Source organism: Stenotrophomonas sp. 610A2 (assembly GCF_030549615.1).
Classification (GTDB): Bacteria; Pseudomonadota; Gammaproteobacteria; order Xanthomonadales; family Xanthomonadaceae; genus Stenotrophomonas; species Stenotrophomonas pigmentata.
Genome location: NZ_CP130832.1, coordinates 2,544,129 through 2,569,029 on the forward strand (window position 1 = coordinate 2,544,129; position 24,901 = coordinate 2,569,029).

The window sequence follows — 24,901 nt, forward strand, 5'->3', positions numbered from 1 at the left end:
TCGCATCCAGTCCGGGCCTCCACCGTACCCAGACGGCGGATTGCGTCTTTTTCAGCCCCGTCTCATTGGATGAAGAAATTTCTTCACAAATCGCTTGCGGGAAATATGAAGCCCCGCTATTATTTCTTTCTCGGCAACGACGTAACAACGTTTCACCGGGGCCATAGCTCAGCTGGGAGAGCGCCTGCATGGCATGCAGGAGGTCAGCGGTTCGATCCCGCTTGGCTCCACCAAATCCGAACATTAGGCCGTTTGGATTGTCGACAATTTGATGAGTATAACGCGTCCCCATCGTCTAGAGGCCTAGGACATCACCCTTTCACGGTGGCGACCGGGGTTCGAATCCCCGTGGGGACGCCATTCATCAGGTACAAACGGACCCAGCCGTATCGGGTCTTTTTTTATCGAAGCAATCCTCCCAAGAAATTGCACGGAAGAAGAAAAAGCTTCCAATTCGATAAAAGACCGCTATAATAGCGGGCTAGCAACAACGTGGGGCCATAGCTCAGCTGGGAGAGCGCCTGCATGGCATGCAGGAGGTCAGCGGTTCGATCCCGCTTGGCTCCACCAATTCAGGCCTTAGGCCGCCTGAATCTACAACTTGAGATTTGAAGAATACGCGTCCCCATCGTCTAGAGGCCTAGGACATCACCCTTTCACGGTGGCGACCGGGGTTCGAATCCCCGTGGGGACGCCATTTCTAAAAAGCTTCGAGCGATCGAAGCTTTTTTCTTGCCTGCGATTTACAGCGGTGCTGCCCTGCCCGCCCAGGCCGAACACAGCACCCAACCGCCAGCGAGTCCTTCATCGACAGCCAGCATCCCGCGCCAGCATACTTGAGCGCTATTTGGGCGCGGGCAACAGCAAGGATCAACCAATGAACATGAAAGCACTCGCCATCTTGTTGGCCGGGGCACTTCTGGCGTTCGCAGGGACCACGCTACACGCCAACTACCTCTTTGCCGAACGCTCGCAAGCGCCCGACCCGAGCAAAGGCGAGATCATTGAGTTCAAGGTAAAAGGATCGGATCGCACGGTTTACATCACCAGCGGTGACCGCATGCAGCATTGGTCGATTCTCGGCGCCGGGATTCTATTGTTCCTACTGGGCGCCAAGGGCGGCGCCCTGCAGCGAAACCGCGTACAGAACTAAGCCCGCGAGCAGCTGCATACCTTTGTGGGAGCGGCGTAAGCCGCGAAGCCACGGATCCAGAAGGCGGCAGCACGACACTCGGTTGTTCCCAATATCGCCAGCTTCGCGGCTTACTCGGCTCTCACATCGATGCGGGAGATTAAGGCATCGCCGGGCACGCCCCTGCCGAGCATGGCTCGGCACTACAGGCCCGAGCAAGCGTGTTGCTGCGCTTGGTTTTGTAGGAGCGGCGTAAGCCGCGAAGCCACAGATCCAGCAGGTGGCAATGCGATGCCCAGGTATTACTGGCTTCGCGGCTTACACCGCTCCGACATCCATCGTGCAGATCATCGTATGGGCGGGAACGCCCCTGCCGAGCATGGCTCGGCACTACTGGACTGCACGTCGCAATTGGAACTGCCTGCCAAATTTCAGGCAAAGAAAAAGGCACCGATGGGTGCCTGTTTTCTCTGGTGCCGAAGGGGGGACTCGAACCCCCACGCTTTTAAGGGCGGCGGATTTTGAATCCGCTGCGTCTACCGATTCCGCCACTTCGGCTGGCAGGAGCGGAATTATAGCGGAGCTTTGCGCGCTTGGGCAGGTCCCAGCCAAAAATATTTCTGTAATGCCTGTTTCGGCGACTGGCTATACTTCACCCGATCCGGATACAGGGGCAAACGATGGGCTCGCTCGAAGGCACGAGAGTGCTGGTCGTGGAGAACGACGAGTTGAATGCCATGCTGCTGCAGATGCAGCTGGAGATGGAAGGCATGCAGGTTGGCGGTGTTGCCGCCTCGGTCAGCGCTGCCCTGCAGATGATCGACGAGCTGCAGCCACAACTGGTTTTCCTGGACTATTGGCTGGCATGCAATGAGAACAGCAGCCCGGTTGCCGAATGTCTGAGGCAGCGTGGCATTCCATTCCTGGTTGCTACCGGCATGGAAATCAACCAGCTTCCAGCGGTGTTCGATGCCGGCGTAAAGCTTTCCAAGCCCTATACCGGCAGTGATCTCAGCCAGGCACTGCGTCGCGCACTTGCTCCGGCCTGAGCAAGCTCATGAGTGCGTAGAGCAAGTTGCCCTGTAGGAGCGGCGTGAGCCGCGAAGCAGATGCTGCTACAGGTCGCCTTGAATTCCTGCGCTCCAGCACCGTCAGCTTCGCGGCTTACGCCGCTCCTACAAGAGCGGCGACTCCTACTCAGCTGCCGCGCTTTGCCCTTGCGAACGCATCGGCCAGTGCATTGTTCGCCGGCGCAGCAGACACTGCCGGCCGGCCACCGCCATTGCCCGGATTGCGCGGACGCTGGCCACCATCACGTCCAGCACCCGGGCCACGCCCCTGCCCCGCATTGCGCTCATCACGCTCGGGCTTCCTGGCGGGCGCGGGCGTATCTTCCAGACGCCGGGTCAACGCGATGCGCTTGCGCGCCACATCCACCTCCAGCACTTTGACCTTGACGATATCGCCCGCCTTGACCACGTCGCGCGGGTCTTTGACGAAGGTATCGGACAAGGCCGAGATGTGGATCAGGCCATCCTGGTGCACACCGATATCGACGAAGGCACCAAACGCGGCGACGTTGCTGACAACGCCTTCCAGAATCATGCCTTCGCGCAGATCCTTGATGTCCTCGACGCCCTCGGCAAAACGCGCGGCCTTGAACTCGGGGCGTGGATCGCGGCCTGGCTTCTCCATTTCCTTGAGGATGTCGCGCACGGTCGGCACACCGAACTTGTCGTCGGTGAACTGCTCGGCCTTCAGACTGCGCAGGTAACTGCCATCACCCAATAGCGCCTTGATCGGCTTTGCCGCGGCAGCGACGATGCGCTCGACCACCGGATACGCTTCCGGGTGAACCGCGGAGGCGTCCAGCGGCTCGTCGCCATCGGCGATCCGCAGGAAGCCAGCGCATTGCTCAAAGGTCTTGTCGCCCAGGCGCGACACCTTCAACAGATCCTTGCGGCGCTTGAACGGGCCGTTCTCGTCGCGGTGACGAACGATGTTCTCGGCCACCGTCGCAGACAGACCCGAAACGCGGGTCAACAACGCTGCAGATGCCGTGTTGACGAAGACGCCAACCGCGTTGACGCAGTCCTCGACCCGCGCGTCCAGGGCCTTGGCCAGGCGGAACTGGTCGACATCATGCTGGTATTGGCCCACGCCTATGGCCTTGGGCTCGATCTTGACCAGTTCGGCCAAGGGATCCTGCAGGCGCCGCGCAATCGAGACCGCCCCGCGCAGCGACACATCCAACTCCGGGAATTCCTTGGCAGCAAACTCAGACGCGGAATACACCGAGGCGCCGGCTTCGCTGACCACCACTTTCTGCAGTTTGGAATTGCCGCAGGCAGCGATTGCCTCACCGGCCAGCTTGTCGGTCTCGCGGCTGGCGGTGCCGTTGCCAATCGCGATCAGCTCGACGTTGTGCTTGATGCACAGCTGTTTGATCGTCTGCAGCGACTGCTCCCACTGCCGGCGCGGTTCGTGCGGATACACCGTATCGGTGGCCAGCAGCTTGCCGGTCGCATCGACCACGGCGATTTTGCAACCGGTACGGATGCCCGGATCCAGCCCCAGTACTGCCTTCGGCCCAGCCGGCGCTGCCAGCATCAGATCTTTCAGGTTATCGCCGAACACCGTGATCGCCTCGGCCTCGGCTTTCTCGCGCGCCTGATTGAACAAGTCCAGCAGCAGGTGCATATGCAGCTTGGCGCGCCAGGTCAGGCGGCAGGCATCCAGCAGCCAGCGATCGGCCGGGCGCTCCTTGTTTGCGATGCCCGCGTTGAACGCAACGCGGCCTTCCGCATACTGGTGCCCGGCTTCAACATCGCTGCCCGGGTCCAACTCAAGGAACAGGAATTCCTCGCGACGCGCGCGGAACAAGGCCAGCAAACGGTGCGAGGGAATCTTTGCCAACGCTTCGGCATGCTCGAAGTAATCGCGGTATTTGGCGCCTTCGGCTTCTTTGCCTTCAGCTACCCGCGCACGGATGATGCCGTTGCCAGCCAACCAGCTGCGCAACTCACCAACCAACGCGGCGTCTTCGCCCCAACGCTCCATCAGGATGGCGCGCGCGCCCTCCAGTGCAGCCTTGGTATCGGCGACACCCTTTTCGGCATCGACAAACCCAGCAGCAAAGACCTGCGGGTCCAACATCGGATCGCCGAGCAGACCGTCGGCCAGCGGCTCCAGCCCTGCTTCGCGCGCGATCTGCGCACGCGTGCGACGCTTCTGCTTGTAAGGCAGGTACAGATCTTCCAGCCGCGACTTGGTATCCGCGCCCATGATCTGCTCGCGCAAGGCGTCGCTGAGCTTGCCCTGTTCGTCAATGCTGGACAGGACTGCCTTGCGGCGATCCTCGAGCTCACGCAGATAGGTAAGACGACTCTCAAGATTACGCAGTTGGGTGTCGTCCAGGCCGCCGGTCACTTCCTTGCGGTAGCGGGCGATGAACGGAACGCTGGCGCCCTCATCAAGCAGCGCGATGGCTGCCTTGGTTTGAGCGGCCTGTGCGCCGATCTCGTCGGCGATTGTCTGCGCGATCTGCTGCGCGAGCTTGATGTCTTGCATTGCCGGTGCGGTAGCCACGGTGACGGGAGCTACCATTCTGGCAATGCGCGGGCGCCGGGGAAAGCCGTTGACAGCACGCGCCGGACCTGTTGCCCGGCGCGTATAGCTGAATACTCAGGCCAGATGCTTGTACAGCCGTTGGCTGGCGACATCGTCACGCAGGTCTTCCAGCACCATTACGCGCATCGAGCCCCTGCCGGTCACTGGCATCATCCGTTCGACGTAAATTTCCGGGCCATGCTCGGTATCTGCGCGGGTTTTGCTGAAGCCGTAGGGCAACACACCCTTATCGCCATCCTTGCTGCCACCGATATAAAGAACAATTGCCATGGTGGTTCGTGCTCCTGTTGGATCTGTAACAGGTGCAACGATACGTGGGGATACGTTACAGAGATGTACATAAAAGGTTGTCGTTTGATGTCAGCGTTCATTGCAGCAACATCGACGACAGCCGCTTTCAGTGCCGCGCAGGCCACCAACCACGGCCGTGCATGGCGTAATAGTCTGCCGCACGCTCGAATGGGTTACGCACGCTTACGCCTCCGCACAACAGGTAGACCGGCAGGAAAAACGGGCCCAACACCAGGTACTGGAAAACATGCGCGCGCTCGTGATCGCCGAGGCGCACGCGCGGCTGTACGCAACGACCGGCGCGGTGCTCGTAGGTCAGGCACAAACCGTCCAGATCATCGCCGGTGTGCAGGATCACCATACCGAAGGTGATCGCACCGCCTGGCCCCCAAGGCCAACGCCGGAACACCAGGGCAGATTCCTTGCTGCTCCAATAGGGACGGGCCCCGGCAAGCGCGCCCAGTGCGCCGCCGATCAGACCGATCAAGGTATTGGGCGAGGTCCAGATTCCACCCAGAATGCGCAGCCACACCGGAGCCATCGCGAGCTGCATGAGGCTCAGACCCGCTGCCTGGTTCTGGTGACCGGCCAGCTCACCTCAGCCAGCCGGCGCACGCAGGCGACGCAGTTGCTGCAGGAACCACGCCGAGGCGTCCTGCTCCTGCGCGCCGCTGCAGGAGACCTTGTACGCCTTGCCACTCATGCTGCTGCGGCTGGCGGCACGATCGATGAACTGCTCGCTGCTGTCGACCATGTCGCGCTTGAGCAGGTAATCGTATTTGCGCTGCAAATGGCCGCGCGCAGCCACTGCGTCGTACCAGGTGCCATTGCGCTGAAAACGGCAGCCGGAGGTTTCCAGCGCCTGCATCAAGCCACTGATCTCATGCTGTGTTGCCGCATTGGGAGCGGCAGCTGCAGGCAGTGCCACCAGTGCCAAACTTGCGGCCATCAGCAAATTACGAACCAGCTTCTTCATACTCGCTCACCCAACCAATCATTGATGGCGCCAGGCACTTCGCGCTGGGCGCGCCCCGACACATAGATGCCGATGTGGCCACCGCGAAAACCCAGCTCGGTGTAATCGGTGCTGCCAACCTGCGCCTGCATCGCCTTGGATGCGGACGGCGGAACCAGATGGTCCTGCTCGGCATAGATGTTCAAGATCGGCATCTGCACCTTGGCCAGATCCACCACCTCGTCGCCGATGCGGATGCTGCCATTCATCAGGCCATTGCCTTGATAGAACTGTTTGACGAACTCGCGGAACGTTTCGCCCGCCAGATCCGGTGAATCGAAGATCCACTTTTCCATCCGCAGGAAGTCCTCGAGGGCTTGCTTGTCGTCGAGGATGTCCATCAAGCCCACGTATTTCTGCACGTTCAAGCGGAATGGCTTGAGCATCAGGTAACTGGCGTTCATCAGATCAGCCGGGATGTTGCCCAGGGTGTCGACGAACAGATCCACGTCCACATGCCGCGCCCAATGCGAGAGCATGTTGTCCGCAGTGTGGAAGTCCACCGGCGTCACCATGCTGATCAGGTTCTGCACTTTGTGCGGGCGCAGCGCGCTGTAGCACAGCGCAAAAACACCGCCCTGGCAGATGCCAAGCAGGTTGACCGGTGCATTATCACGCTGCGCACGCAGGTGGTCGACCGCGCCGTCGATGTAACGCAGCAGATAGTCTTCCAGGGTAAGGAAGCGCTCGGAGCGGTCCGGGTAGCCCCAGTCCAGCACGTAGACGTCCTGGCCAAGCGCCAGCAGCTTCTGCACCAGCGAGCGCCCGTCCTGCAGGTCAACCATGTAAGGCCGGTTGACCAAGGCGTAGACAATCAGCAAGGGCGGCTTGCTGGCATCGGCCTGATCGCTGACGAAGCGATACAACTTGACCTTGCCGTCGCTCCACACTTCCTGGCGCTCGGTGACGCCATAGTCCACGTCTTCAACGCCGGGCAGCAGCTTCAAGCCATCGACAAGCTTACGCTGCCATTGCAGGGTTTCCTGCAACAGGTCGTCATTGCCAAAACCAAGCGGGCCCTTCATTTGCTGCTCCTGCGGCGGGCCGGTGCTGCTTTCGGCTTGGCGGCGGCAGCGGTTTTCTTCGCCGCCACTTTCTTTGCTACAACCTTCTTGGCTGCAGGCTTCTGCGCGGATTTCCCGGCAGACTTCTTGACGACTGCTTTCGACACCTTTGTCACTGCCTGTTTTGGCACAGGTTTCACCGGCTTGACAGCGGGCTTGGGCTGCGAAGGCGTTGCCGCCTTGCCCGCTGCTGCGCCCTGCGCTGCCGGGCTCGCCTGCTGAGTAGCAGCAATCAAACGCCGTACCTGCCGCTCAAGCTCGGCGATGCGCCGATGCGCGGCATCCATTTCAGTGCGGGTGGGCACGCCCATCGCATCGCAGGCGCGCTCCAGCTCGCTCTGCGAGGCTGCGCGCAGCCGCATCTGGGCGTTGGCCAACTCCCCATAGATGCGTTGGAAGTCTTCGGAGAGGGCTACCTTTGCGTAGGCTTCCTCAGCGGCATCGATCCATAGATCGAACATCGCACGGGCGCTGGTCAGCTGGCTGCCGGGCACTTCGTGCTCGGCCAGCTTGGCCTCGAAACGCTTGAATGCGTCGTCCAGAACCGCGCGAATGGTGTCCACATAAGCTTCGGCGCGCGCCTGGTATTCCTGCTGGATCTTCAGCAAGGCCTGCCAGCGTGCCTGGTGCTCACGGGCCGGGCCAAATGCCGGTGCGTTCAACCAGTCGCCGCCGCCGAAGCCGCTTTGTGCCGCCTTGGCGAACTCGCGCAGCCAAGGCTGGTCGTTCAGTGCGTTGCCGCCGCGTGCGGCGCCCAGCATCCACTGCAGCAGGTCATCACCCTGCCCCGCCTGCACCGCTTCGCGCCATGCGCCGGCCACTTCCGACGCCGAGGTGTCTTTGCCGGCAAAGCGCGCGGCCACCTGCTGCATCATGCCCAACCAATCGCCGGCCTGATGCTGGAAACGCGCGCCCAGCGCCTGTACTTCCGGAGGCGTGTCGGTGCTGACCAAGCGGGTCCACTGGGCAATGCTTTCACGCCAGGGGAAATCGCCGCCCGCCGCCGCACCGGTACCTTGCATGGTCTGTGACCACGCCTCCCAGTAGCCGCGCATGCTGGCCTCGAAATCCGTGTTGTCGTTGTTGCCTGCCGCCATTGCCTTGCTCCCGGGATGCCCGGTGATGATAGCAATGCGACCGGGCTACCGGCGTCAGGGCTTGGGAATACGCAGCGTCTTGCTGATCATCAACGAGCCGGACAGCGCGAACAGCAGCACCAACGGATGCAACTGCCACGGCCCCAGCTGCCAGCTGCCGCCCCACAGCGCCGGACCAATCGCACTGAAGTGGGCCGCCAGGGCCAGGACGATGACCAGCGCCAGGCTGGTGGGGATCGGCGTGCCTTCGAAATACGGCACCTTGTCCGACTCACCGGCGATCTCCTCGGCAGTGACGTTGTAACGGGCCAGTCGGCTGACACCGCAGCAGACGAAGTAGCTCAGGATAAGCCAGTCCCAGCCGCCCTGCATACCGCAGGCATACGCAAGTGCCGCCGGCGCCACACCAAAGGAAATGACGTCGGCCAGCGAATCCAGCTCGCGCCCCAAGGTGGACGAGGACTGCCGCCAACGGGCAACGCGCCCATCCAGCGCATCGAAGATGAAGGCCAGCGGGATCAAGGCCATGCCGAACATCAGGAAGCCGCGTTCGCCATCCTGCAGGAAGCGCATCGCCGCGAACACCGCACCGGTGCCGCAGAAGGCGTTGCCGAGGGTGAACCAATCGGCAAGCTGGAACTCACGGAGCATCGAGAAATGGCGTTTCATGGGAACTCGCGGTGCATGGACCGCAACAGGGTACCGCGAGCACCTGAACAGTGGACAGTACCCGCGCCGCGACGCACGAAATGAGGTTCCCAAATATCGCTTGGATCGCTAAGGTCGCTGCAGGACCCAGCCATCGCCACGTCCCAACCACACACCTGGACGCAGACGATGCTGGACACCCCCACCCTGGCCGCGCAGTTGCGGCAGCCCCATGGCGATGCCGCACTGGCGGTCGCTGACTCGATGAACCGCAGCAACGGCGAGCTCAACAAAGCCGCGATCAGCTTGCTGGCAGTACTGCCCGGTGAGCACGTACTGGAGATCGGCCCCGGCAATGCCGCCTTCGCTCCCTTGCTGCTGAAAGCACCGGGCAGTCGCTATCTCGGCATCGAGCTGTCGCCGGAAATGGTGCGGGCAGGCAATGCCAGGCTTGCTGATGCGGGATTGGCAGAACGCGCGGCACTGCAGCTGGGCGACGCCAATGCACTTGCGCTGGAAGATGCCTGCGTCGACGCCGTGCTGGCAGTCAACATCAGCTACTTCTGGCCGTCATTGCCGCCGGTGCTGGGCGAACTGGCACGCGTGCTGCGTCCGGGCGGCAGGCTGTGCCTGGCGTTCGGCGACCCGGCGTTCATGCGAACGCTGGCCTTCAGCGCCCACGACTTCCATCTGTACACGCGCGAAGACTTCGAACATGCCCTGCACTCGACCGGGCAGTTTGCTCGCCCGGCATGGCACAGCCATCAGGAGACGGGCATCAGCAACGACGGCCGGCAGGTGCAGAAGCACTTCCACATCCTGCTGGCACAACGCGAATGAGCGCTTACAGGCGGGTGTAGCTCCAGGACTGCATGCGTCCGTCGCGGTACGGCATCACGCCGTGGAACGGGCGCGGGTCCGCATCGAACACCAGCGGCAGGAAATGGCGGTCGCCCTCCCACAACGGCAGCGACTCCAACTGGTCCACCGCCACCCATTCCAGAGTGCCTTCGCGATTCACTTCCATCGGCGTGCCGGTGAAGTCATCAATGACGAAGATGAAGGCGAACCAGTCCTCGCCGTTCTTGCCGAAGCCAGGCCAGCTGATGCTGCCGCGCAGGCGCGTCGTGCCGCACTCGATGCCCGCCTCTTCGCGAATCTCGCGATGCATGCAGGCGAGGATGTCCTCGTCGGCTTCCATCTTGCCGCCCAGCCCGTTGTACTTGCCCAGGTGCATGTCACCGGGACGGGTATTGCGGTGGATCATCAAGGCCTTGCTGCCGTCGGCGGACAGTACGTAGCCGAGCGTGGCCATAATCGGGGTGTACGGCATAGCGACAACCGGAACCAGAGGGGCGTGCAGTATGCCCGATGCGCACGCCGCGCCTCAGCTCGGCAGCACATCCATGCGTCGCATTGGCACGACAGTCTCGTCGACACGGCGCAGCGTGGCAACGCTGTGGCCGCGCTCGGCCAGATATTCCAGCCATTTCCCAAGGAAGGTATTCATGCGCATGCGGTGGCTGATCAGCGCTTCCGGCGGCGGATACATACCCATCACGTCCTGCCAGCGCCGGCCCACGTAGCAATGCGTGGTTTCGGCCTGGCGTGCATCGCGGTACAGACGCACGAACGCGGAGGGATCCGGCTCGCCGGTGACCGGATCGCAAAGGTCGTAGGTCAGACGCAGCTCCACCGTATAGCGGTGGCATTCGATCACATCCAGGCGCACGTCCAGGCCATCGCCGACGCTTGAAAGGTGACTGCCGACATGCAGACGATCCGGCGCGAACAGCCGCATCAAATGATCATGATTCTCCGCATACAAGCCCATCAGCCAGCCGAGCCGGCTGAGCCTGGGGATGCGATCGATGCGGGAAAGTGCGCCTGCCATGGAGCCGATCCTACACGTCAGGGCATGCAAGTGGCATCACCAGTAGTGCCGAGCCATGCTCGGCAGAGGCATTACCCAGGAACCCACCTGTAGTGCCGAGCCATGCTCGGCAGGGGCGTTACCGGTAGAGCCTCTGCCGAGCATGGCTCGGCACTACCGTTGGTTTTTCAAGCGCCCTTTGGCTTAGAACATCTCCCGCTGCAGGCTCAAGGTGCTCAGCACCTTGCTGGAGATCTCCTCGATCGAGGTGTGGGTGGTGCTCAAAGTCGGGATGCGCTCCATGCGGAACATGGTCTCGGCCGCGGCGACCTCGCGCTTACAGGTCTCGAAACTGGCATAGCGCGAATTCGGGCGCCGCTCCTGGCGGATCTGCTGCAGGCGTTCCGGGTCGATGGTCAAGCCGAACAGCTTGTTGCGGTACGCGCGCAGACGCGGCGGCAGGCGATCCTGCTCCAGGTCTTCCTCGGTCAAGGGGTAGTTGGCCGCGCGGATGCCGTAATGCAGTGCCAGGTAGATGCAGGTCGGGGTCTTGCCGGCGCGCGACACCGCCACCAGCACCACGTCGGCCTCGTCATAGTTCACCGCGATGCCATCGTCGTGGCTCAGCGCGAAATTCATCGCATTGATCCGGCGGTGGTAGGTATCGAAGTCCACCATGCCGTGCGCCTGCCCCACCTTGGAGTGCCGCGCGGAACTCAGCTCCTGCTCCAATGGCCCGATGAATGGGGCGAAGACATCCAGAACCAGCGCCCCGCTCTCTTCCAGAATCATCCCCAAACTGGAATCCACGCAGGAACTGATCACGATCGGACGCACCTGGTAGCGCTCGCCGGCGGCTCGGATACGCGCCGCCGCGTCGTGCGCCTTGTCGGCATCGTCCACGAACGACATGCGATCAGTAACGAAACTGAAGCCATTGAACTGGGTCAACAGACTGTGGCCAACGGTCTCGGCGGTGATGCCGGTGCCGTCAGAAACATAGAAAACCGGCCGGATTGCCGTCATGAAAGCTTCCTTCAGAGTGTGATCCTGACCACGGGTCAAGCGTGATGGCCTAGCCTGTCCCCAAAAAGACAAGCACAAGACAAAGTATTGTCACAAGCTTGTGCGGCTTCGGTGTGCACTGCATCATATTGGCTTCTTCCTACGGACGTGGCCATCCCAAGCCCGCCACGGGCGATGGCCTCAACGGAGCATCGCGCTTGAACGAGAATATCCTGTGGTTGCATGAGCTGCGCTTGGCCGATCTGGCCCGCGTAGGTGGCAAGAACTCCTCGCTCGGGGAGATGATCGGCAATCTAGCCGGTCTGGGGGTGTCCGTCCCCGGTGGTTACGCAACCACCTCCGAAGCGTTCAAGGACTTCATCGCCCATAACGACCTGTCCAAGCGCATTTTCGACAAGCTGGCCACGCTGGACGTGGAAGATGTCGCTGCACTGACCGTTGCCGGCAAGGAAATCCGCGGCTGGGTGATCGACGCCCCGCTGCAGCCGCAGCTGGACAAGGACATCCGCGATGCCTACGCCAAGCTGAGCGCCGAGAATGGCGGCGGTGACATCGCCGTTGCCGTGCGCTCCTCGGCCACCGCCGAAGATCTGCCGGACGCCTCGTTCGCCGGCCAGCAGGAAACCTTCCTCAACGTGACCGGTGCCGACGACGTCGTGCACAAGGTCAAGGAAGTGTTCGCCTCGCTGTACAACGACCGTGCCATCGCCTACCGCGTGCACCACGGCTTCAAGCACGAAGACGTGTTCCTGTCCGCCGGCGTGCAGCTGATGGTGCGCTCGGGCGTGGGTTCTTCCGGCGTGCTGTTCACCCTGGACACCGAATCCGGCTTCCGCGACGTGGTGTTCGTCACCTCCTCGGTCGGCCTGGGCGAAATGGTCGTACAGGGCGCGGTCAACCCGGACGAGTTCTACGTCTACAAGCCCAGCCTGCATGCTGGCAAGCCGGCGATCCTGCGCCGCTCGCTGGGCTCCAAGGCCATCCGCATGGTCTATTCGGACGTCCCGGGCGAGCGCGTCAAGATCGAAGACACCCCGGTCGAGGTGCGCAACACCTTCTCGATCAGCGATGAGGACGTGCAGGAACTGTCCAAGCAGGCGCTGGTCATCGAAAAGCATTACGGCCGCCCGATGGATATCGAGTGGGCCAAGGACGGCGTCAGCGGCAAGCTGTTCATCGTCCAGGCGCGCCCGGAAACCGTGAAGTCGCGCGCCAAGGCCACCCAGATCGAGCGCTACGCGCTGCAGGAAAAGGGTGAAGTCATTGCCGAAGGCCGTGCCGTTGGCGCCAAGATCGGCGCTGGCGTCGCCCGCGTGGTCAAGTCGCTGGACGACATGGCCCGCGTGCAGCCGGGCGACGTGCTGATTGCCGACATGACCGACCCCGATTGGGAGCCGGTGATGAAGCGCGCTTCGGCCATCGTCACCAACCGTGGTGGCCGCACCTGCCACGCCGCGATCATCGCGCGTGAGCTTGGCGTGCCGGCCGTGGTCGGCTCGGGCAATGCGACCCAGCTGATCCAGGACGGCCAGGAAGTGACCGTCAGCTGCGCCGAAGGCGACACCGGCTTCATCTACGCCGGCAAGCTGGCCTTCGACCGCAGCACTACCGATCTGGGCAACATGCCGCCGGCACCGTTGAAGATCATGATGAACGTGGCCAACCCGGAACGTGCCTTCGACTTCGGCCAGCTGCCGAATGCCGGAATCGGCCTGGCCCGCCTGGAAATGATCATCGCCAGCCACATCGGCATCCACCCGAATGCGCTGCTGGAGTACGACCGCCAGGACGCTGCCACCAAGAAAAAGATCGACGAGAAGATTGCCGGCTACAAGGATCCGGTGAGCTTCTATGTGGACCGTCTGGCCGAGGGCATCGCCACCCTGACCGCCTCGGTCGCACCGAACCCGGTGATCGTGCGCCTGTCGGACTTCAAGTCCAACGAGTACGCCAACCTGATCGGCGGCAACAACTACGAGCCGCACGAAGAGAACCCGATGATCGGCTTCCGCGGCGCCAGCCGTTATGTCGATCCGAGCTTCTCCAAGGCCTTCGCGCTGGAATGCCAGGCCGTGTTGCGCGTGCGCAACGAAATGGGCCTGGAGAACCTATGGGTGATGATCCCGTTTGTTCGCACCCTGGAAGAAGGCCGCAAGGTGGTGGACGTGCTCGCCGCCAATGGCCTGAAGCAGGGCGAGAACGGCCTGAAGATCATCATGATGTGCGAAGTGCCGTCCAACGCACTGCTGGCCGATGAATTCCTGGAAATCTTCGACGGCTTCTCGATCGGCTCCAACGACCTGACCCAGCTGACCCTGGGCCTGGACCGCGATTCCTCGATCGTCGCGCACCTGTTCGACGAGCGTAATCTTGCGGTCAAGAAGCTGCTGTCGATGGCGATCAAGAGCGCACGCGCCAAGGGCAAGTACGTCGGCATCTGCGGCCAGGGCCCGTCCGATCACCCGGATCTGGCCGAATGGCTGATGCAGGAAGGCATCGAGTCGGTGTCGCTGAACCCGGACACCGTGGTCGACACCTGGCTGCGCCTGGCCAAGCTGAAAGCCAATAGCTGATCCAGCGATTGATGCATGAAAACAAAACCCCGCCTTGGCGGGGTTTTGTTTGTCTGCGAGGTGGCGACAGCTTCAGATGATTGTGGGAGCGGCGTAAGCCGCGAAGCTGGCAGTACCTGCAGGCATCAAAAGCCAACCCCTCCCCAACCCTCCCCTTGGCTGCGCCAAAGGGAGGGAGCGCAGCTGTAGGAGCGGCGTAAGCCGCGAAGCCACGGTTCAGCCAGGTCGCAGGTGTGTTGGTGATTTCAGCATTTCCAGCTTCGCGGCTGACGCCGCTCCTACAAGGCGGCGCTAGCGGCTCACACCAACTCCGCCGCAGCAGCCACCACATCCGCATCACCCGGCAACACCAACAGTGCCGCACCAGCCAGCGGCGTATAGGTATCCACACCGGTCACCCGACGCAGCGGCACCTGCCCATGGCCGGCCTCGACCAGGGCGGTGATCACGCCCTCGCCGACACCTGCACTCTGCCGGCCTTCGTCGAGCACGATGATGCGCTTGGCACCCTTGGCCTGCCCGGCGATATAGCCGGCATTGAGCGGCACCAGCCAGCGCAGATCCACCACCCGTACCTTCCAGCCATGCTGCTGCTCGATGGTCCTGGCAGCACGCAGCGCCATCGGCACGCCATTGCCGTAGCTGATGATCAACAGATCATCATTGCCTTCGCCGTAAACCCTGCCCTCGCCCAGCGTCAGCGCCTGATCCGGCGCCGGATACGGGAACAGCCATTGGCCATCACCTGCGGCATGCAGATCCTTGGTCATGTACAGCGCGATCGGCTCCAGGAATACGCAGACCCGCCCGTCCACTTTGGCCAGCGCAGCAAGCGTACGCAGCATCGCCGCGGCATCATCGCCGCGCGATGGGCAACCAACCACCAGACCCGGGATATCGCGGATGGCAGCGATCGAGTTGTCGTTGTGGAAGTGCCCACCAAAGCCCCTCTGATAGCCCAGCCCAGCGATGCGGATCAGCATCGGGTTGCGGTACTGGTCATTGGAGAAGAACTGCAGTGAACAGGCCTCACCGCGAACCTGATCGGCCGCGTTATGCAGATAGGCCAGGTACTGGATCTCCGGCAGCGGCAGCATGCCCATGTTGGCGAAGCCCTGGGCCATGCCCAGGATCATGGTTTCGTCGAGCAGGGTATTGAACACACGACGCGGACCAAATGCCTTCTGCAAACCCTTGGTGACGGTGTAGACCCCGCCCTTCTGCGCCACGTCCTCACCGAACAGCAAGGTCTCGGGGTACTTGGCGAACAGGTCGTGAAGCGCCTGGTTGATCTGCACCGCCAGATGCTTGGCCGGCTGGTTCTCCGGCAAACCAGCCTCACTGCCGAATACCTGCAGGCGTCGTTCGCTGTAATCGGCGCGCGCCGCCTCGGCCTGCACCTTGTCCGGCGTATACGGCGCCAGCGGCGCGATCACATCCTGCAGCGCGGTCAGGCGTGGGCGTTTGTCGGCGTCTTCGGCGGCGGCAAAGCAGCGCTGGCGGGTGTGTTCGTACAAGGCCAGCACTTCGGCCTTGTCCATCAGCCCGGACTCCACCGCAACCTGTGCCGAACGCAGCAACGGATCGCCTGCTTCGACCGCACACAACTCCTCGAGTGCGCGCCATTCGATCTCGAAATCGGTACCGGCATGGCCCATCAGCCGCGTGGTGCGCAGGTGCAGGAAGGTCGGCCGCCGCGTGCGCCGGCAATGCTCGACTGCGCGCTGCACGTCGGCATAACCGTTGACCAGATCCAGACCGTCAGCATGGAAGTAGTCCAGCCCGGGCCGATGGCGGAAGCTCTCGGCGATCCAGCCTTCCGGCGTCTTCACCGAGATACCGATGCCATTGTCTTCGCAGACGAACAGTACCGGAGCGGGCAGCTTCTGGAAGCTGCTCCAGGCGGCTGCATTGAACGCGGTCTGCGCGGTGGCGTGGTTTGCCGAGGCATCGCCGAACGAGCAGATGGTGATGCTGTCATCGGGAATCGGCAGCCCATGCCCCAGCCGCTTGCCCGCCTCGATCGCCATCGCCGTGCCCAAGGCCTTGGGCAGGTGCGAAGCGATGGTCGAGGTCTGTGGCAGCACCCACAAAGGCTTGCTGCCCCACACCTTGTGGCGGCCGCCGCTGGCCGGGTCGTCCTTGCTGGCCGCGAAGGACAGCGCCGAGTCCATCACCGGGTCCATGCCCGGCAGCTTGCGGAAGCGCTCGGCCATGAAGCCGCCGGAGCGGTAGTGCAGGAAAGCCGGATCGGTATGCCGGGCAGCACGGGCCACCATGGCATTGCCTTCGTGGCCGGAGGAGCCGATCGTGTAGAAGACCTTGTTCTGTACACGCAACACGCGCGCCATCAGGTCCAGATGGCGGCTGATCAACTGCGACTCGAACAACTCGCGGAAGCCTTGGGCATCCAAAGCACTACCGGGCAACACCGGCGCTGCAGGTTGTGGTCCATGGTCCGGGCCTGGCGGCAGTGCGCCGACGAATTCGGTGAAGTTGGTATCGCAGATCTCAGCGCGGTTCAGCCCTTTCATGCGGGCCGGGATGGGATTCGGTACACGAGCAAACATGCAGACAGGCTCCACAGAAAACTGGTGAGACGACGGAATCAAGCATCGATGCGAAGGTTCAACCCGCGAGTATCGGCATGAAGCCGGGCTGGGCCTGCACGGCCTGCAGCCAGCGCTGGATCGCTGGGTAGGAGGACAGGCCAATGCCGCCGTCTTCGGCGACAGCGGTATAGGCAAACAGGGCGATATCGGCCACACCGTAGTCAGCACCGGTGAACCATGCGTTGTTCTGAAGGTGCCGCTCCATCACCGCCAGGGCCTCATGGCCGCGCTCGCGCAGCCGCGGCAGCTCAGCGCGACGCGGTGAATCGGCCGGCGTCCAGATGCTGATGAAGCGCGCAACGGCGATGTAGGGCTCGTGGCTGTACTGCTCGAAGAACATCCAGGACAGTGCCTGGGCCCGCTGCCAGCCGTCGCTGGGCAGGTAGGGGGTGCCTTCGGCCAACCAGAACAGGATGGCATTGGATTCGACCAGCACGCGGCCATCGGCGCGCTGCACCAGCGGGACTTTTCCGTTGGGATTGAGGGCGAGGAATTCCGGCGTGCGGGTCTGGCCCTCGGCGCTGTTCACCTCAACCCAGTCGTAGCGCGTGCCCAACTGCTCCAGCAGCAACCTCACTTTGTGGCAGTTGCCCGAGGTGGACATGCCATACACCCGCAACCCTGCACCCGAAACACTCACTGATCCACTCCCCGCTGCTGATTGGCAGACGACAGTATCCATCTGAACGGATCAAGGGGGCTGCGGTAAAGCTGCGACCGCAGCAAAAAAACTGTCAGCGACGCGTCATCCATGCGTGCCTGGATTGCCCCCACACATCCACCTCGATATCGGCCGGCGCCGGCAATCGCGCTTGCCGCAGCAAGGTGGAGCCCAACTTGCGCGCCACCGCCACCGAGCTGGTATTGGCGGGCACGATGGTATGGATCACTTCCTGCCAAGCCAGCGTATCGAAGGCCCAGTCGATGCTCGCCCGCGCCGCCTCCGGTGCGTAGCCACGGCCCCAGAACTCGGAAGCAATACCCCAACCTACTTCCGTGCCCGGCCAGCCATGCGGCTGCCACGGCCCGATCCGGCCAATCCAGCGCCCGCTGCTTTTCTCGATCACCGAGAACATGGAGTAGCCCAGCAACTGCCAACTCCCGGTCAGCGCAGCCAGGCTGCGCCAGGCGACCGAAGGCGGTTGCACGCCGCCGAGATGCTGCATGGTCTGGGGATCGGCGCAGAACGCAGAGAAGGCCTCGAAGTCTTCGGCAGCCGGTGGCCGCAGCAGTAGGCGCTCGGTTTCCAATCGCAGGTCGAAAACACTCATCGCGGTTCCTGTGTGCAGACAAACAAGGACGACGAGCTTGCGCCGGCCACCCGAACCGGTCAAATCGGTGATACCCGGCCGGTAACTACTTGTGGGAGCGGCGTAAGCCGCGAAGCTGACAGTGTTCGCTACCTGAAGATGTATTCGAGCCACCCGATAGCGTGTGGGCTTCGCGGCTCACGCCGCGCCTACAAAAACAAAAATCCGATGCCAGAGGTCTGACATCGGATTCCGGGTGACTCGCTTACTGAAGCAGTCGGCTTACGGCTGGCGCTGCTTACTGACGGTTCGCAGCCGGTGCCATCGCCGCGGTCTGCGTCACCAGCTGGCCGTCGATGACCGGCAGGCGGTCACTGGCCGGCTTGTCCTGCATGCGCACGGTCTTCTCCGCACCGTCGTAACGGTAGGTCACGTCGTAACCGATGGTCTGGTTGGCATTACCCAGCGACACACGCTCGCCCGGACGGCTGTCCATTCGCATCGTGCCGGTGCTGCCATCAGGCTTGCGGTAGGTGACGTTGTAACCTGTGATGCGACTGGATTCGGCAGTGCGCTGTTCGGTATGGCACTGGCGCTCGGTGCGGTTGACCACACGGCCACCCACATGGCGCTTGTCGACCTGGTTACCGATCACGCCACCGGCGACGGCACCGGCTGCAGTGGCGGCCTTCTTGCCATTGCCGCCGCCGACCTGGTTGCCCAGCAGGCCACCGATCAGGGCACCGGCCACGGTGCCACCCACATTGCCATCACGCTCGGGCAGGCGCTCCTGCACCACAACGTCCTCGCAGACTTCATGCGGGGTGCTGGTGGTGGAGGTTTCGCGGATCGGGTCACTGCCGGTGACAGTGCCGTAGACGCGCTCCTTCTGCGTCACCGGGGCTACCTTGAGCACGTCGGCGTACTGCAGCTGCGGCTCGGCCGGGGTTTCCACCTTGCCGGTAACGGCCGCATCGTCCACCAGTGGCGAGCTGTCCAATACCGGGCGCGCACCTTCCACCAACGGTGCGGTGCTGGCCTTGTCGCGGCCCTGCATGAAGGCGGCAGTGGCGATGCCACCTACCAGCAACGCGCCGGCGGCAACCAAAACGGTCGTGGTTGTGCTCTTCATGATCTGTCTCCGTGCGGCTGCCCGCGTTTGTCTTGGGTGAATTCCAGCACGAGCTAGCTGAACAAAGCCCGGTATTTCTGTCACATCCCTATCGAAATCATTCAACTCGTCGCAATATTCAGCCTGCCAGCCCCGATCCCACGGGGCAGCCTGAATCTCCCTTCATCTGGATACGCCATGTCGAGCATGATGTTGTCGCCGTTTCTGGAATGGGCACGCAAGCTGCGCTACCCCACCCTGTTCAAGCTGACCGGTGCGCTGTTCGTCATCAGCATGCTGCTGCCCGACCCGATTCCGTTTGTCGACGAGATCCTGTTTGGCCTGAGCACCCTGTTGCTGGCCAACTGGAAGCGACGCAAGGATCCGGCCGAGCCGCCGATCCTGCCGGGCAAGCGCTGAGCCGTGCAGCTGGTAGACAGCCACTGCCACCTGGATGCAGCTGAATTCGACGCCGACCGTGAGGCGGTGATCGCCCGCGCCGGCGCTGCTGGCGTGGGCATGCAGATCGTGCCGGCGGTGACCGCTGCCAGTTGGCCCAAGTTACGCGACGTGTGCGCTGCAGACACCGGGCTGCATCCGGCTTACGGCCTGCATCCCATGTTCCTGGTCGAGCACCGTCCCGAGCATCTGCAGCAACTGCGAGATTGGGTGGAACGCGAAAAGCCCTGCGCCATTGGCGAATGCGGGCTGGATTTCTTTGTCGGCGATCTCGACCCGGCAGCACAGCGCATGTACTTCCAGGGCCAGCTTGAGGTCGCGCGGGACTTCCAGCTACCGCTGATCGTGCATGCGCGCCGCGCCCTGGATGAAGTGATCCTGCGCATCCGCCGGGTTGGCGGACTCAGTGGCGTGGTGCACAGTTTTTCCGGCAGTCCAGAGCAGGCCAGGCAGCTATGGGATATGGGCTTCATGATCGGCTTGGGCGGTCCCATCACCTATACGCGCGCCAACCGGTTGCGCGGCCTGGTGACGCAGATGCCCTTGGAGTTCCTGCTATTGGAAACCGATGCCCCGGATCAGCCGGATGCCGGCATCCGCGGCCAACGCAACGAGCCATCGCGATTGCGGCAGATCCTCGACACCGTCGCTGAGCTGCGGCAACACCCTGCGGCGGATATCGCAGCGCAGACCACGGCCAATGCAAAGCGGTTGTTCAATTTGTAGGAGCGGCGTAAGCCGCGAAGCTCGTACCGCCCCCGCCGCCAGAGATTCCGGAATCACTGCAATCTTGGATTGCGTGCCTACGCTGGCTCGGAGAGATGCTCAGCTTCGCGGCTTACGCCGCTCCTACAAACCAACGCCGCTCCCACAAGTCCGCTCGCCTTTACGCGCGGTTCTTCAGCAGCATTTCCAGCGCCTTGCCCACTGCCACGAATGCAAATGCACCGGTGATGTGGGTTGCCGCGCCCAAGCCACCGCCGCAATCCAGATTCAACGCTTCGTCCAGGCCAAGGTTCGGGCGGATGCCGCAGACGCTGCCGTCGGCCTGCGGGTATTTCACGTTTTCCAGCGAGTACACTGCCGGCACGCCAAAGTAGCGCTTTGCGCTCTTGGGGAAGTTGAACTCGCTGCGCAGCTTCTTGCGGATCAGCGCCATCATCGCGTCGTGTTCGGTACGCGACACGTCGCGCACCCGCACCAGGGTCGGATCGGTACGTCCGCCAGCCGCGCCGATGGTGAGCATCGGCAGCTTGCGGCGGCGGCACCAGGCGATGGTTTCCACCTTGACCCGGAAGCTGTCGCAGGCGTCGATCACCAGGTCAAAACCACGGTCCAGCAGCTCGGCCATGTTGGCCGGGGTCAGGAACGACTCCACCGCCTCGACCTGGACGTCCGGATTGATCGCGCGGCAGCGCTCAGCCATCGCCACGGCTTTGTTGCGACCGTACTGCCCGGCCATCGCCGGCAGCTGGCGATTGGTATTGGATACGCAGATATCGTCAGCATCGATCAGGCTCAGGTGGCCAACGGCAGAGCGCACCAGCGCTTCCACGATCCACGAGCCAACCCCACCCATGCCGACCACGGCGACCTTGCAACCACTCAGGTGGGTGATGGTACCGGCCCCGTACAGCCGGTCGATACCGGCAAAGCGCTCACGCAGTTCTTCTTTCATCCACGCATTTTACGGCCTGCCCCGACCTGCGGCGAGCCGGCCGCAAGCACAATGACGCGGGCTTCGCCTGTACCGCTGCATAATCGACGGAAGTCCCCACTCGTTGCCATTAGCCTGGAGCCAACGCAATGTCCGACCCCGCAACCACCCGCCCTCCGTCCAAAGCCTCGCGCTACCTGTTCGTGCTGCTCGCCGGCCTGTTGATCGGGGTGATTGCCACCGTGATGGGGATGCGCGCCATCCAGGCCCGCCAGGATCATTTCCCGGACAGCCTGATGACGGTCATGGCCAAGCAGACCCAGCTATTGGGCGAGAGCCAGAAACAGAACCGCTGCAGCATCAACGACACCACGCCGCGCCTGCAGACCTTGCGCGCCCTGGCCAACGACCTGGAGACCGCATTCCCGGGCCTGCGCGATGACGAACGCTTCCAGCAACATGCCAGCCGCTACCGCGCCACATTGAATGATGCGCTGGCCAAACCACCGGCAGATTGCGCAACACTCGCTGCTGCAGTGCAAAAAATCGGCAGCGACTGCAAGTCGTGCCATCAGGACTTCAAGTAAGCAGACTGCGTTTTCACCTGTGATTGGCCCTCCATTCACATGCAAAACCGCAGGATCTTCGCCGCGGGTCACTCAGTAGTACCCACTTCCAATCTGGCAAGGAGAAACATCATGAAGATCCAACTGATCGCTGCAGGCGCAATTGCCAGTCTGGCGCTGGCCGGTTGCGCCACTTCCCCCGGTTACGGCGGTGGGTACAACAACGGCGGCTACAACAATGGTGGCAACTACGGCAACAACGGCGGCTACAACCAGAACCGCTGCACCGATTGCGGCATCGTCACCCGCATCGATACCGTTGCCTCCGGCCGCACCGCACCGAGCGCTACCGGCGCGATTCTCGGCGGCATCGTCGGCGCTGTCGCCGGCCATGAGATCTCAGACAAGACTGGCGGCAGCAAGGGCAACCAGAACATCGCCGCCGTGGCAGGTGCCGTAGGCGGCGCGATGGCCGGCAACAAGATCCAGCAGAACGTCACCGGCAACTCGTATGACATCCAGGTGCGCATGGACGATGGCCGCGTGATCGTGGTCAACCAGAAGGATCTGGCCGGCATCCGCGAGAACACCTATGTGCGCGTGGTCAACGGCCGCGTGGTCATCCGCTAAGCCCGCAATACCAGCACTGAAGGAAAAGGCCCGCTTGCGCGGGCCTTTTCTTGACTGGACTGCCGGCCGGATCAGACCGGTTGTACGGCGTCAGCCTGCAGGCCCTTCTGGCCCTGCACGACGGTGAAGGTGACCTGCTGGCCTTCCTTCAAACTCTTGAAGCCATCGGACTGGATGGCGCGGAAGTGCACGAACACGTCCTCACCACTTTCGCGGCTGATGAAGCCAAAGCCCTTGGCGTCGTTGAACCACTTGACGGTACCGGTTTCACGATCAGACATTTCGACTAACTCCTTGTAACGCTCTTGTTTGATGGATACGCCCGGTGAGGCGGCTGGTTGCAAGGAGGAAGCGAGGTGCAGCGATGTAGCAAATCCTTCGATCTACCCATCAGGCCACGATTCACGGTGACCTTGCCAAGCTCAGCGGCTGCAACTTAACCCGGGTCAAACCAAATTGCAACACCGCGCAGCAGGTTAAAGTCAACCCCTATTGGACCCCCTTCAGAACACACATGGACTATTCATTCATCTTCTATCTGGTCGGCGCCCTGCTGGTTCTGGTTGGCATAGCCGGCATCATCCTGCCTGCACTCCCGGGGGTTCCGCTGGTTTTCGTCGGTCTGTTGCTGGCCGCCTGGGGGGATGGCTTCAACCGGGTCGGCCGGTTGCCGCTGGTGGTACTGGGTGTGCTCACGGTCATTTCGATAATCGTCGATGTGATCTCCACCATCGCCGGGGCCAAGAAGGTGGGCGCCAGCAAGCTGGCCCTGATCGGCTCGGCCATCGGCACGGTGGTCGGGCTGTTCTTCATGCCGATCGGCCTGTTCGTGGGCCCATTCATCGGCGCGCTGGGGGGCGAATACCTGCACGGCCGCCAGCTCGGGCAGGCCACCAAGGTCGGCCTCGGCACCTGGCTGGGAATCGTGCTTGGGGTAGCCCTGAAGCTGGGCCTGGCCATCACCATGGTCGGCGTATTCGCCCTGGCGTGGTTCTTCTGAACCGCGTCGTGACTCCCCCTCGACAGGCGAATCGCCGACAATCCCTGACTAGCCACTGATGGCGGTGGGCGAGCCTTGCTGTTCGCCCCGGCCCGGCCACCCCACAGCGACCGGATGGAACCCATGCAAACCCGAGCCCTTCCCCATGCCCTGCTGCTCGCCCTGAGCGGCGTCAGCACCTCCGTCCTCGCCCAGGAATCGATCACCACCCCGGCATCACCGCAGGCCTGCTTCGCACTGGAGACGGATGCTGCCCGCCTGGCCTGCTATGACAGCGCACTCGGCCGCAATCCAACTGACACCCGCGCCGCCGACGCTGCCGCCGCTGCCGCCCAGCAGGCGCGCAAGGAAGCCAAGGCCACCGCCAAGGAACTGGACGAGCCTCTGCCGCGCCGCAACGAGCTGTTCGCCCACGACGAGCTGGCGACTGCTGCCGCCAATGCCGGACGCGGCTCCCTGCTGGACAGCCGTTGGGAACTGGCCAAGGACTCCAAGCTGGGCCTGTTCCAGCTGCGCGCCTACAAGCCGGTCTACCTGTTGCCCGCGTTCTGGAGCAGCAAGCCCAACGAGATGCCGCACTCGCCCAACCCGAACAACACGGTGACCCAGGCCGAGGAGCTCGACAGCACCGAGTTGAAATTCCAGCTCAGCTTCAAGACCAAGGTCACCGAGAATCTGTTCGGCGACAACGGCGACATCTGGGTCGGTTACACCCAGAGCTCGCGCTGGCAGGCCTACAACAGCGAGCTGTCACGCCCGTTCCGTGAAACCAACTACGAGCCGGAGGTGATGCTGACCTTCCGCAATGGCTACTCGCTGTTTGGCTGGAACGGCCGCATGACCGGCATCAGCCTCAACCATCAGTCCAATGGCCGCAGCGATCCACTGTCGCGCAGCTGGAACCGGGTGGTGGCCAACATCGGCCTGGACCGCGAGAACTGGGCCATCATGCTGCGCCCCTGGTACCGCATCCCGGAAGGCCGCCGCGATGACAACAACCCGGACATCGAGGACTACATGGGCCGCGGCGACGCCACGCTGGTCTATAACCGCAACGGGCACGAGCTGGCCATCACCGGCCGTCACTCGCTGCGCAGCGGTGCCCGCGCGCACGGCTCGCTGCAGATGGATTACGGCTTCCCGATCAACAACCTGCTGCGCGGCCACGTGCAGGTGTTTGATGGCTATGGCGAGAGCATGATCGACTACAACCACCGCGCCACCTACATCGGTGTCGGCGTGTCGTTGCTTGAGTGGTTCTAAGACC

The 24,901-nt window shown here is 62.8% G+C and carries 26 protein-coding genes and 5 tRNA genes; 14 read left to right on the forward strand and 17 right to left on the reverse strand.

The features are described from left to right. Positions 1-157 precede the first annotated feature (157 nt). From Q5Z11_RS11350 to Q5Z11_RS11370, 5 genes are all read left to right on the forward strand, one after another. A tRNA-Ala gene (locus tag Q5Z11_RS11350) sits at positions 158-233 on the forward strand. Positions 234-284: 51 nt separating this feature from the next. After that, a tRNA-Glu gene (locus Q5Z11_RS11355) sits at positions 285-360 on the forward strand. A 134-nt stretch (positions 361-494) separates the two neighbouring features. Continuing rightward, positions 495-570, forward strand: a tRNA-Ala gene (locus Q5Z11_RS11360). Between the two features lie 51 nt (positions 571-621). Continuing rightward, positions 622-697: transfer RNA gene (locus Q5Z11_RS11365), tRNA-Glu, on the forward strand. Positions 698-877: 180 nt separating this feature from the next. Next, positions 878-1,153, forward strand: a complete 276-nt coding sequence (locus tag Q5Z11_RS11370; RefSeq protein WP_303746525.1) for a hypothetical protein — start codon at positions 878-880, stop codon at positions 1,151-1,153. A gap of 450 nt (positions 1,154-1,603) precedes the next feature. Here Q5Z11_RS11370 and Q5Z11_RS11375 read toward each other — a convergent pair. After that, positions 1,604-1,690: transfer RNA gene (locus Q5Z11_RS11375), tRNA-Leu, on the reverse strand. A 122-nt stretch (positions 1,691-1,812) separates the two neighbouring features. Here Q5Z11_RS11375 and Q5Z11_RS11380 point away from each other — a divergent pair. Further along, on the forward strand, positions 1,813-2,181 hold the full coding sequence (locus Q5Z11_RS11380) for a response regulator (protein WP_303746526.1): 369 nt from the start codon (positions 1,813-1,815) through the stop codon (positions 2,179-2,181). Between the two features lie 148 nt (positions 2,182-2,329). Here the strand turns inward: Q5Z11_RS11380 and Q5Z11_RS11385 are convergent, their stop codons facing one another. The 7 genes from Q5Z11_RS11385 to Q5Z11_RS11415 all read right to left on the reverse strand — a co-directional run bounded on the left by Q5Z11_RS11385 (position 2,330) and on the right by Q5Z11_RS11415 (position 8,898). Beyond that, positions 2,330-4,702, reverse strand: a complete 2,373-nt coding sequence (locus tag Q5Z11_RS11385; protein ID WP_303750019.1) for a Tex family protein — start codon at positions 4,700-4,702, stop codon at positions 2,330-2,332. A 114-nt stretch (positions 4,703-4,816) separates the two neighbouring features. Then, positions 4,817-5,032 (reverse strand): hypothetical protein, encoded by a 216-nt coding sequence (locus tag Q5Z11_RS11390; protein ID WP_303746527.1) that lies wholly within the window; start codon positions 5,030-5,032, stop codon positions 4,817-4,819. A gap of 127 nt (positions 5,033-5,159) precedes the next feature. Continuing rightward, positions 5,160-5,606, reverse strand: coding sequence for a hypothetical protein (locus tag Q5Z11_RS11395; protein WP_303746528.1), 447 nt, complete (start codon positions 5,604-5,606; stop codon positions 5,160-5,162). Positions 5,607-5,651: 45 nt separating this feature from the next. Continuing rightward, positions 5,652-6,029 carry a YfeK family protein gene (locus tag Q5Z11_RS11400; RefSeq protein WP_303746529.1) on the reverse strand — a complete coding sequence of 126 codons (378 nt, stop codon included), beginning with the start codon at positions 6,027-6,029 and terminating at the stop codon, positions 5,652-5,654. Continuing rightward, positions 6,026-7,093: a class III poly(R)-hydroxyalkanoic acid synthase subunit PhaC gene (gene phaC, locus Q5Z11_RS11405; RefSeq protein WP_303746530.1), complete on the reverse strand. Its 1,068-nt coding sequence runs from the start codon at positions 7,091-7,093 to the stop codon at positions 6,026-6,028. Before phaC ends, Q5Z11_RS11400 begins: the two co-directional genes overlap by 4 nt. Continuing rightward, positions 7,090-8,229, reverse strand: a complete 1,140-nt coding sequence (phaE, locus tag Q5Z11_RS11410; RefSeq protein WP_303746531.1) for a class III poly(R)-hydroxyalkanoic acid synthase subunit PhaE — start codon at positions 8,227-8,229, stop codon at positions 7,090-7,092. The genes phaC and phaE overlap by 4 nt, the downstream gene beginning before the upstream one ends. A 54-nt stretch (positions 8,230-8,283) precedes the next feature. Beyond that, positions 8,284-8,898: a CDP-alcohol phosphatidyltransferase family protein gene (locus Q5Z11_RS11415; protein ID WP_303746532.1), complete on the reverse strand. Its 615-nt coding sequence runs from the start codon at positions 8,896-8,898 to the stop codon at positions 8,284-8,286. A 168-nt stretch (positions 8,899-9,066) separates the two neighbouring features. Between Q5Z11_RS11415 and Q5Z11_RS11420 the strand changes: the two genes are divergently transcribed. Continuing rightward, complete coding sequence (locus tag Q5Z11_RS11420) at positions 9,067-9,717, forward strand: class I SAM-dependent methyltransferase (protein WP_303746533.1); 651 nt, start codon at positions 9,067-9,069, stop codon at positions 9,715-9,717. 4 nt (positions 9,718-9,721) lie between these two features. Here the strand turns inward: Q5Z11_RS11420 and Q5Z11_RS11425 are convergent, their stop codons facing one another. From Q5Z11_RS11425 to ppsR, 3 genes are all read right to left on the reverse strand, one after another. Next, positions 9,722-10,210, reverse strand: coding sequence for an NUDIX hydrolase (locus Q5Z11_RS11425; RefSeq protein ID WP_303746534.1), 489 nt, complete (start codon positions 10,208-10,210; stop codon positions 9,722-9,724). Positions 10,211-10,264: 54 nt separating this feature from the next. Then, positions 10,265-10,771: a DUF1249 domain-containing protein gene (locus tag Q5Z11_RS11430; RefSeq protein WP_303746535.1), complete on the reverse strand. Its 507-nt coding sequence runs from the start codon at positions 10,769-10,771 to the stop codon at positions 10,265-10,267. 183 nt (positions 10,772-10,954) lie between these two features. After that, positions 10,955-11,776, reverse strand: coding sequence for a posphoenolpyruvate synthetase regulatory kinase/phosphorylase PpsR (gene ppsR / locus Q5Z11_RS11435; RefSeq protein ID WP_303746536.1), 822 nt, complete (start codon positions 11,774-11,776; stop codon positions 10,955-10,957). A gap of 197 nt (positions 11,777-11,973) precedes the next feature. Between ppsR and ppsA the strand changes: the two genes are divergently transcribed. Beyond that, a complete protein-coding gene (gene ppsA / locus Q5Z11_RS11440; RefSeq protein WP_303746537.1) occupies positions 11,974-14,349 on the forward strand; it encodes a phosphoenolpyruvate synthase in 2,376 nt (791 codons plus the stop codon). A gap of 299 nt (positions 14,350-14,648) precedes the next feature. Here ppsA and Q5Z11_RS11445 read toward each other — a convergent pair whose 3' ends face one another. From Q5Z11_RS11445 to Q5Z11_RS11460, 4 genes are all read right to left on the reverse strand, one after another. Then, positions 14,649-16,919, reverse strand: coding sequence for a thiamine pyrophosphate-dependent enzyme (locus tag Q5Z11_RS11445; protein ID WP_303746538.1), 2,271 nt, complete (start codon positions 16,917-16,919; stop codon positions 14,649-14,651). A 58-nt stretch (positions 16,920-16,977) separates the two neighbouring features. Then, positions 16,978-17,601 carry a glutathione S-transferase family protein gene (locus Q5Z11_RS11450; protein ID WP_303746539.1) on the reverse strand — a complete coding sequence of 208 codons (624 nt, stop codon included), beginning with the start codon at positions 17,599-17,601 and terminating at the stop codon, positions 16,978-16,980. Positions 17,602-17,695: 94 nt separating this feature from the next. Beyond that, positions 17,696-18,232: a GNAT family N-acetyltransferase gene (locus Q5Z11_RS11455; protein ID WP_303746540.1), complete on the reverse strand. Its 537-nt coding sequence runs from the start codon at positions 18,230-18,232 to the stop codon at positions 17,696-17,698. 277 nt (positions 18,233-18,509) lie between these two features. Continuing rightward, complete coding sequence (locus tag Q5Z11_RS11460; protein ID WP_303746541.1) at positions 18,510-19,343, reverse strand: glycine zipper 2TM domain-containing protein; 834 nt, start codon at positions 19,341-19,343, stop codon at positions 18,510-18,512. Between the two features lie 177 nt (positions 19,344-19,520). On the opposite strand from Q5Z11_RS11460, the gene Q5Z11_RS11465 reads away from it, so the two are divergent. After that, complete coding sequence (locus Q5Z11_RS11465; RefSeq protein WP_062166057.1) at positions 19,521-19,742, forward strand: DUF6116 family protein; 222 nt, start codon at positions 19,521-19,523, stop codon at positions 19,740-19,742. Between the two features lie 3 nt (positions 19,743-19,745). Beyond that, positions 19,746-20,507, forward strand: a complete 762-nt coding sequence (locus Q5Z11_RS11470; protein WP_303746542.1) for a TatD family hydrolase — start codon at positions 19,746-19,748, stop codon at positions 20,505-20,507. Positions 20,508-20,667: 160 nt separating this feature from the next. On the opposite strand, the gene Q5Z11_RS11475 is transcribed toward Q5Z11_RS11470, so the two are convergent. Continuing rightward, positions 20,668-21,459 (reverse strand): tRNA threonylcarbamoyladenosine dehydratase, encoded by a 792-nt coding sequence (locus Q5Z11_RS11475; RefSeq protein WP_303746543.1) that lies wholly within the window; start codon positions 21,457-21,459, stop codon positions 20,668-20,670. Between the two features lie 128 nt (positions 21,460-21,587). On the opposite strand from Q5Z11_RS11475, the gene Q5Z11_RS11480 reads away from it, so the two are divergent. Together Q5Z11_RS11480 and Q5Z11_RS11485 are read left to right on the forward strand one after the other, a co-directional pair. Next, complete coding sequence (locus tag Q5Z11_RS11480) at positions 21,588-22,025, forward strand: cytochrome c (RefSeq protein ID WP_303746544.1); 438 nt, start codon at positions 21,588-21,590, stop codon at positions 22,023-22,025. A gap of 111 nt (positions 22,026-22,136) precedes the next feature. Continuing rightward, positions 22,137-22,634 carry a glycine zipper 2TM domain-containing protein gene (locus Q5Z11_RS11485; protein WP_303746545.1) on the forward strand — a complete coding sequence of 166 codons (498 nt, stop codon included), beginning with the start codon at positions 22,137-22,139 and terminating at the stop codon, positions 22,632-22,634. A 71-nt stretch (positions 22,635-22,705) separates the two neighbouring features. Here the strand turns inward: Q5Z11_RS11485 and Q5Z11_RS11490 are convergent, their stop codons facing one another. Then, positions 22,706-22,915 (reverse strand): cold-shock protein, encoded by a 210-nt coding sequence (locus tag Q5Z11_RS11490; RefSeq protein WP_057631916.1) that lies wholly within the window; start codon positions 22,913-22,915, stop codon positions 22,706-22,708. A gap of 233 nt (positions 22,916-23,148) precedes the next feature. Here Q5Z11_RS11490 and Q5Z11_RS11495 point away from each other — a divergent pair, with 233 nt between their 5' ends. Both Q5Z11_RS11495 and Q5Z11_RS11500 read left to right on the forward strand, forming a co-directional pair. Next, entirely contained in the window at positions 23,149-23,634 is a 486-nt protein-coding gene (locus Q5Z11_RS11495) for a DUF456 domain-containing protein (protein ID WP_303746546.1), read from the forward strand. A gap of 114 nt (positions 23,635-23,748) precedes the next feature. Beyond that, positions 23,749-24,897 (forward strand): phospholipase A, encoded by a 1,149-nt coding sequence (locus tag Q5Z11_RS11500; RefSeq protein WP_405051590.1) that lies wholly within the window; start codon positions 23,749-23,751, stop codon positions 24,895-24,897. Positions 24,898-24,901: the final 4 nt, after the last annotated feature.

Excerpts from the sequence above, each read along its gene's own strand:
- Q5Z11_RS11465 (WP_062166057.1), top strand. The coding sequence starts at position 19,521 with ATGTCGAGCATGATGTTGTCGCCGTTTCTGGAATGGGCACGCAAGCTG.
- Q5Z11_RS11480 (WP_303746544.1), top strand. The coding sequence starts at position 21,588 with ATGTCCGACCCCGCAACCACCCGCCCTCCGTCCAAAGCCTCGCGCTAC.
- Q5Z11_RS11445 (WP_303746538.1), bottom strand. The coding sequence starts at position 16,919 with ATGTTTGCTCGTGTACCGAATCCCATCCCGGCCCGCATGAAAGGGCTG.
- Q5Z11_RS11460 (WP_303746541.1), bottom strand. The coding sequence starts at position 19,343 with ATGAAGAGCACAACCACGACCGTTTTGGTTGCCGCCGGCGCGTTGCTG.
- Q5Z11_RS11475 (WP_303746543.1), bottom strand. The coding sequence starts at position 21,459 with ATGAAAGAAGAACTGCGTGAGCGCTTTGCCGGTATCGACCGGCTGTAC.
- Q5Z11_RS11400 (WP_303746529.1), bottom strand. The coding sequence starts at position 6,029 with ATGAAGAAGCTGGTTCGTAATTTGCTGATGGCCGCAAGTTTGGCACTG.
- Q5Z11_RS11370 (WP_303746525.1), top strand. The coding sequence starts at position 878 with ATGAACATGAAAGCACTCGCCATCTTGTTGGCCGGGGCACTTCTGGCG.
- Q5Z11_RS11485 (WP_303746545.1), top strand. The coding sequence starts at position 22,137 with ATGAAGATCCAACTGATCGCTGCAGGCGCAATTGCCAGTCTGGCGCTG.
- Q5Z11_RS11380 (WP_303746526.1), top strand. The coding sequence starts at position 1,813 with ATGGGCTCGCTCGAAGGCACGAGAGTGCTGGTCGTGGAGAACGACGAG.
- Q5Z11_RS11455 (WP_303746540.1), bottom strand. The coding sequence starts at position 18,232 with ATGAGTGTTTTCGACCTGCGATTGGAAACCGAGCGCCTACTGCTGCGG.
- ppsR (WP_303746536.1), bottom strand. The coding sequence starts at position 11,776 with ATGACGGCAATCCGGCCGGTTTTCTATGTTTCTGACGGCACCGGCATC.
- Q5Z11_RS11500 (WP_405051590.1), top strand. The coding sequence starts at position 23,749 with ATGGAACCCATGCAAACCCGAGCCCTTCCCCATGCCCTGCTGCTCGCC.
- phaC (WP_303746530.1), bottom strand. The coding sequence starts at position 7,093 with ATGAAGGGCCCGCTTGGTTTTGGCAATGACGACCTGTTGCAGGAAACC.
- Q5Z11_RS11430 (WP_303746535.1), bottom strand. The coding sequence starts at position 10,771 with ATGGCAGGCGCACTTTCCCGCATCGATCGCATCCCCAGGCTCAGCCGG.
- phaE (WP_303746531.1), bottom strand. The coding sequence starts at position 8,229 with ATGGCGGCAGGCAACAACGACAACACGGATTTCGAGGCCAGCATGCGC.
- Q5Z11_RS11390 (WP_303746527.1), bottom strand. The coding sequence starts at position 5,032 with ATGGCAATTGTTCTTTATATCGGTGGCAGCAAGGATGGCGATAAGGGT.
- Q5Z11_RS11420 (WP_303746533.1), top strand. The coding sequence starts at position 9,067 with ATGCTGGACACCCCCACCCTGGCCGCGCAGTTGCGGCAGCCCCATGGC.
- Q5Z11_RS11385 (WP_303750019.1), bottom strand. The coding sequence starts at position 4,702 with ATGCAAGACATCAAGCTCGCGCAGCAGATCGCGCAGACAATCGCCGAC.
- Q5Z11_RS11425 (WP_303746534.1), bottom strand. The coding sequence starts at position 10,210 with ATGCCGTACACCCCGATTATGGCCACGCTCGGCTACGTACTGTCCGCC.
- Q5Z11_RS11395 (WP_303746528.1), bottom strand. The coding sequence starts at position 5,606 with ATGCAGCTCGCGATGGCTCCGGTGTGGCTGCGCATTCTGGGTGGAATC.
- Q5Z11_RS11415 (WP_303746532.1), bottom strand. The coding sequence starts at position 8,898 with ATGAAACGCCATTTCTCGATGCTCCGTGAGTTCCAGCTTGCCGATTGG.
- Q5Z11_RS11490 (WP_057631916.1), bottom strand. The coding sequence starts at position 22,915 with ATGTCTGATCGTGAAACCGGTACCGTCAAGTGGTTCAACGACGCCAAG.
- Q5Z11_RS11495 (WP_303746546.1), top strand. The coding sequence starts at position 23,149 with ATGGACTATTCATTCATCTTCTATCTGGTCGGCGCCCTGCTGGTTCTG.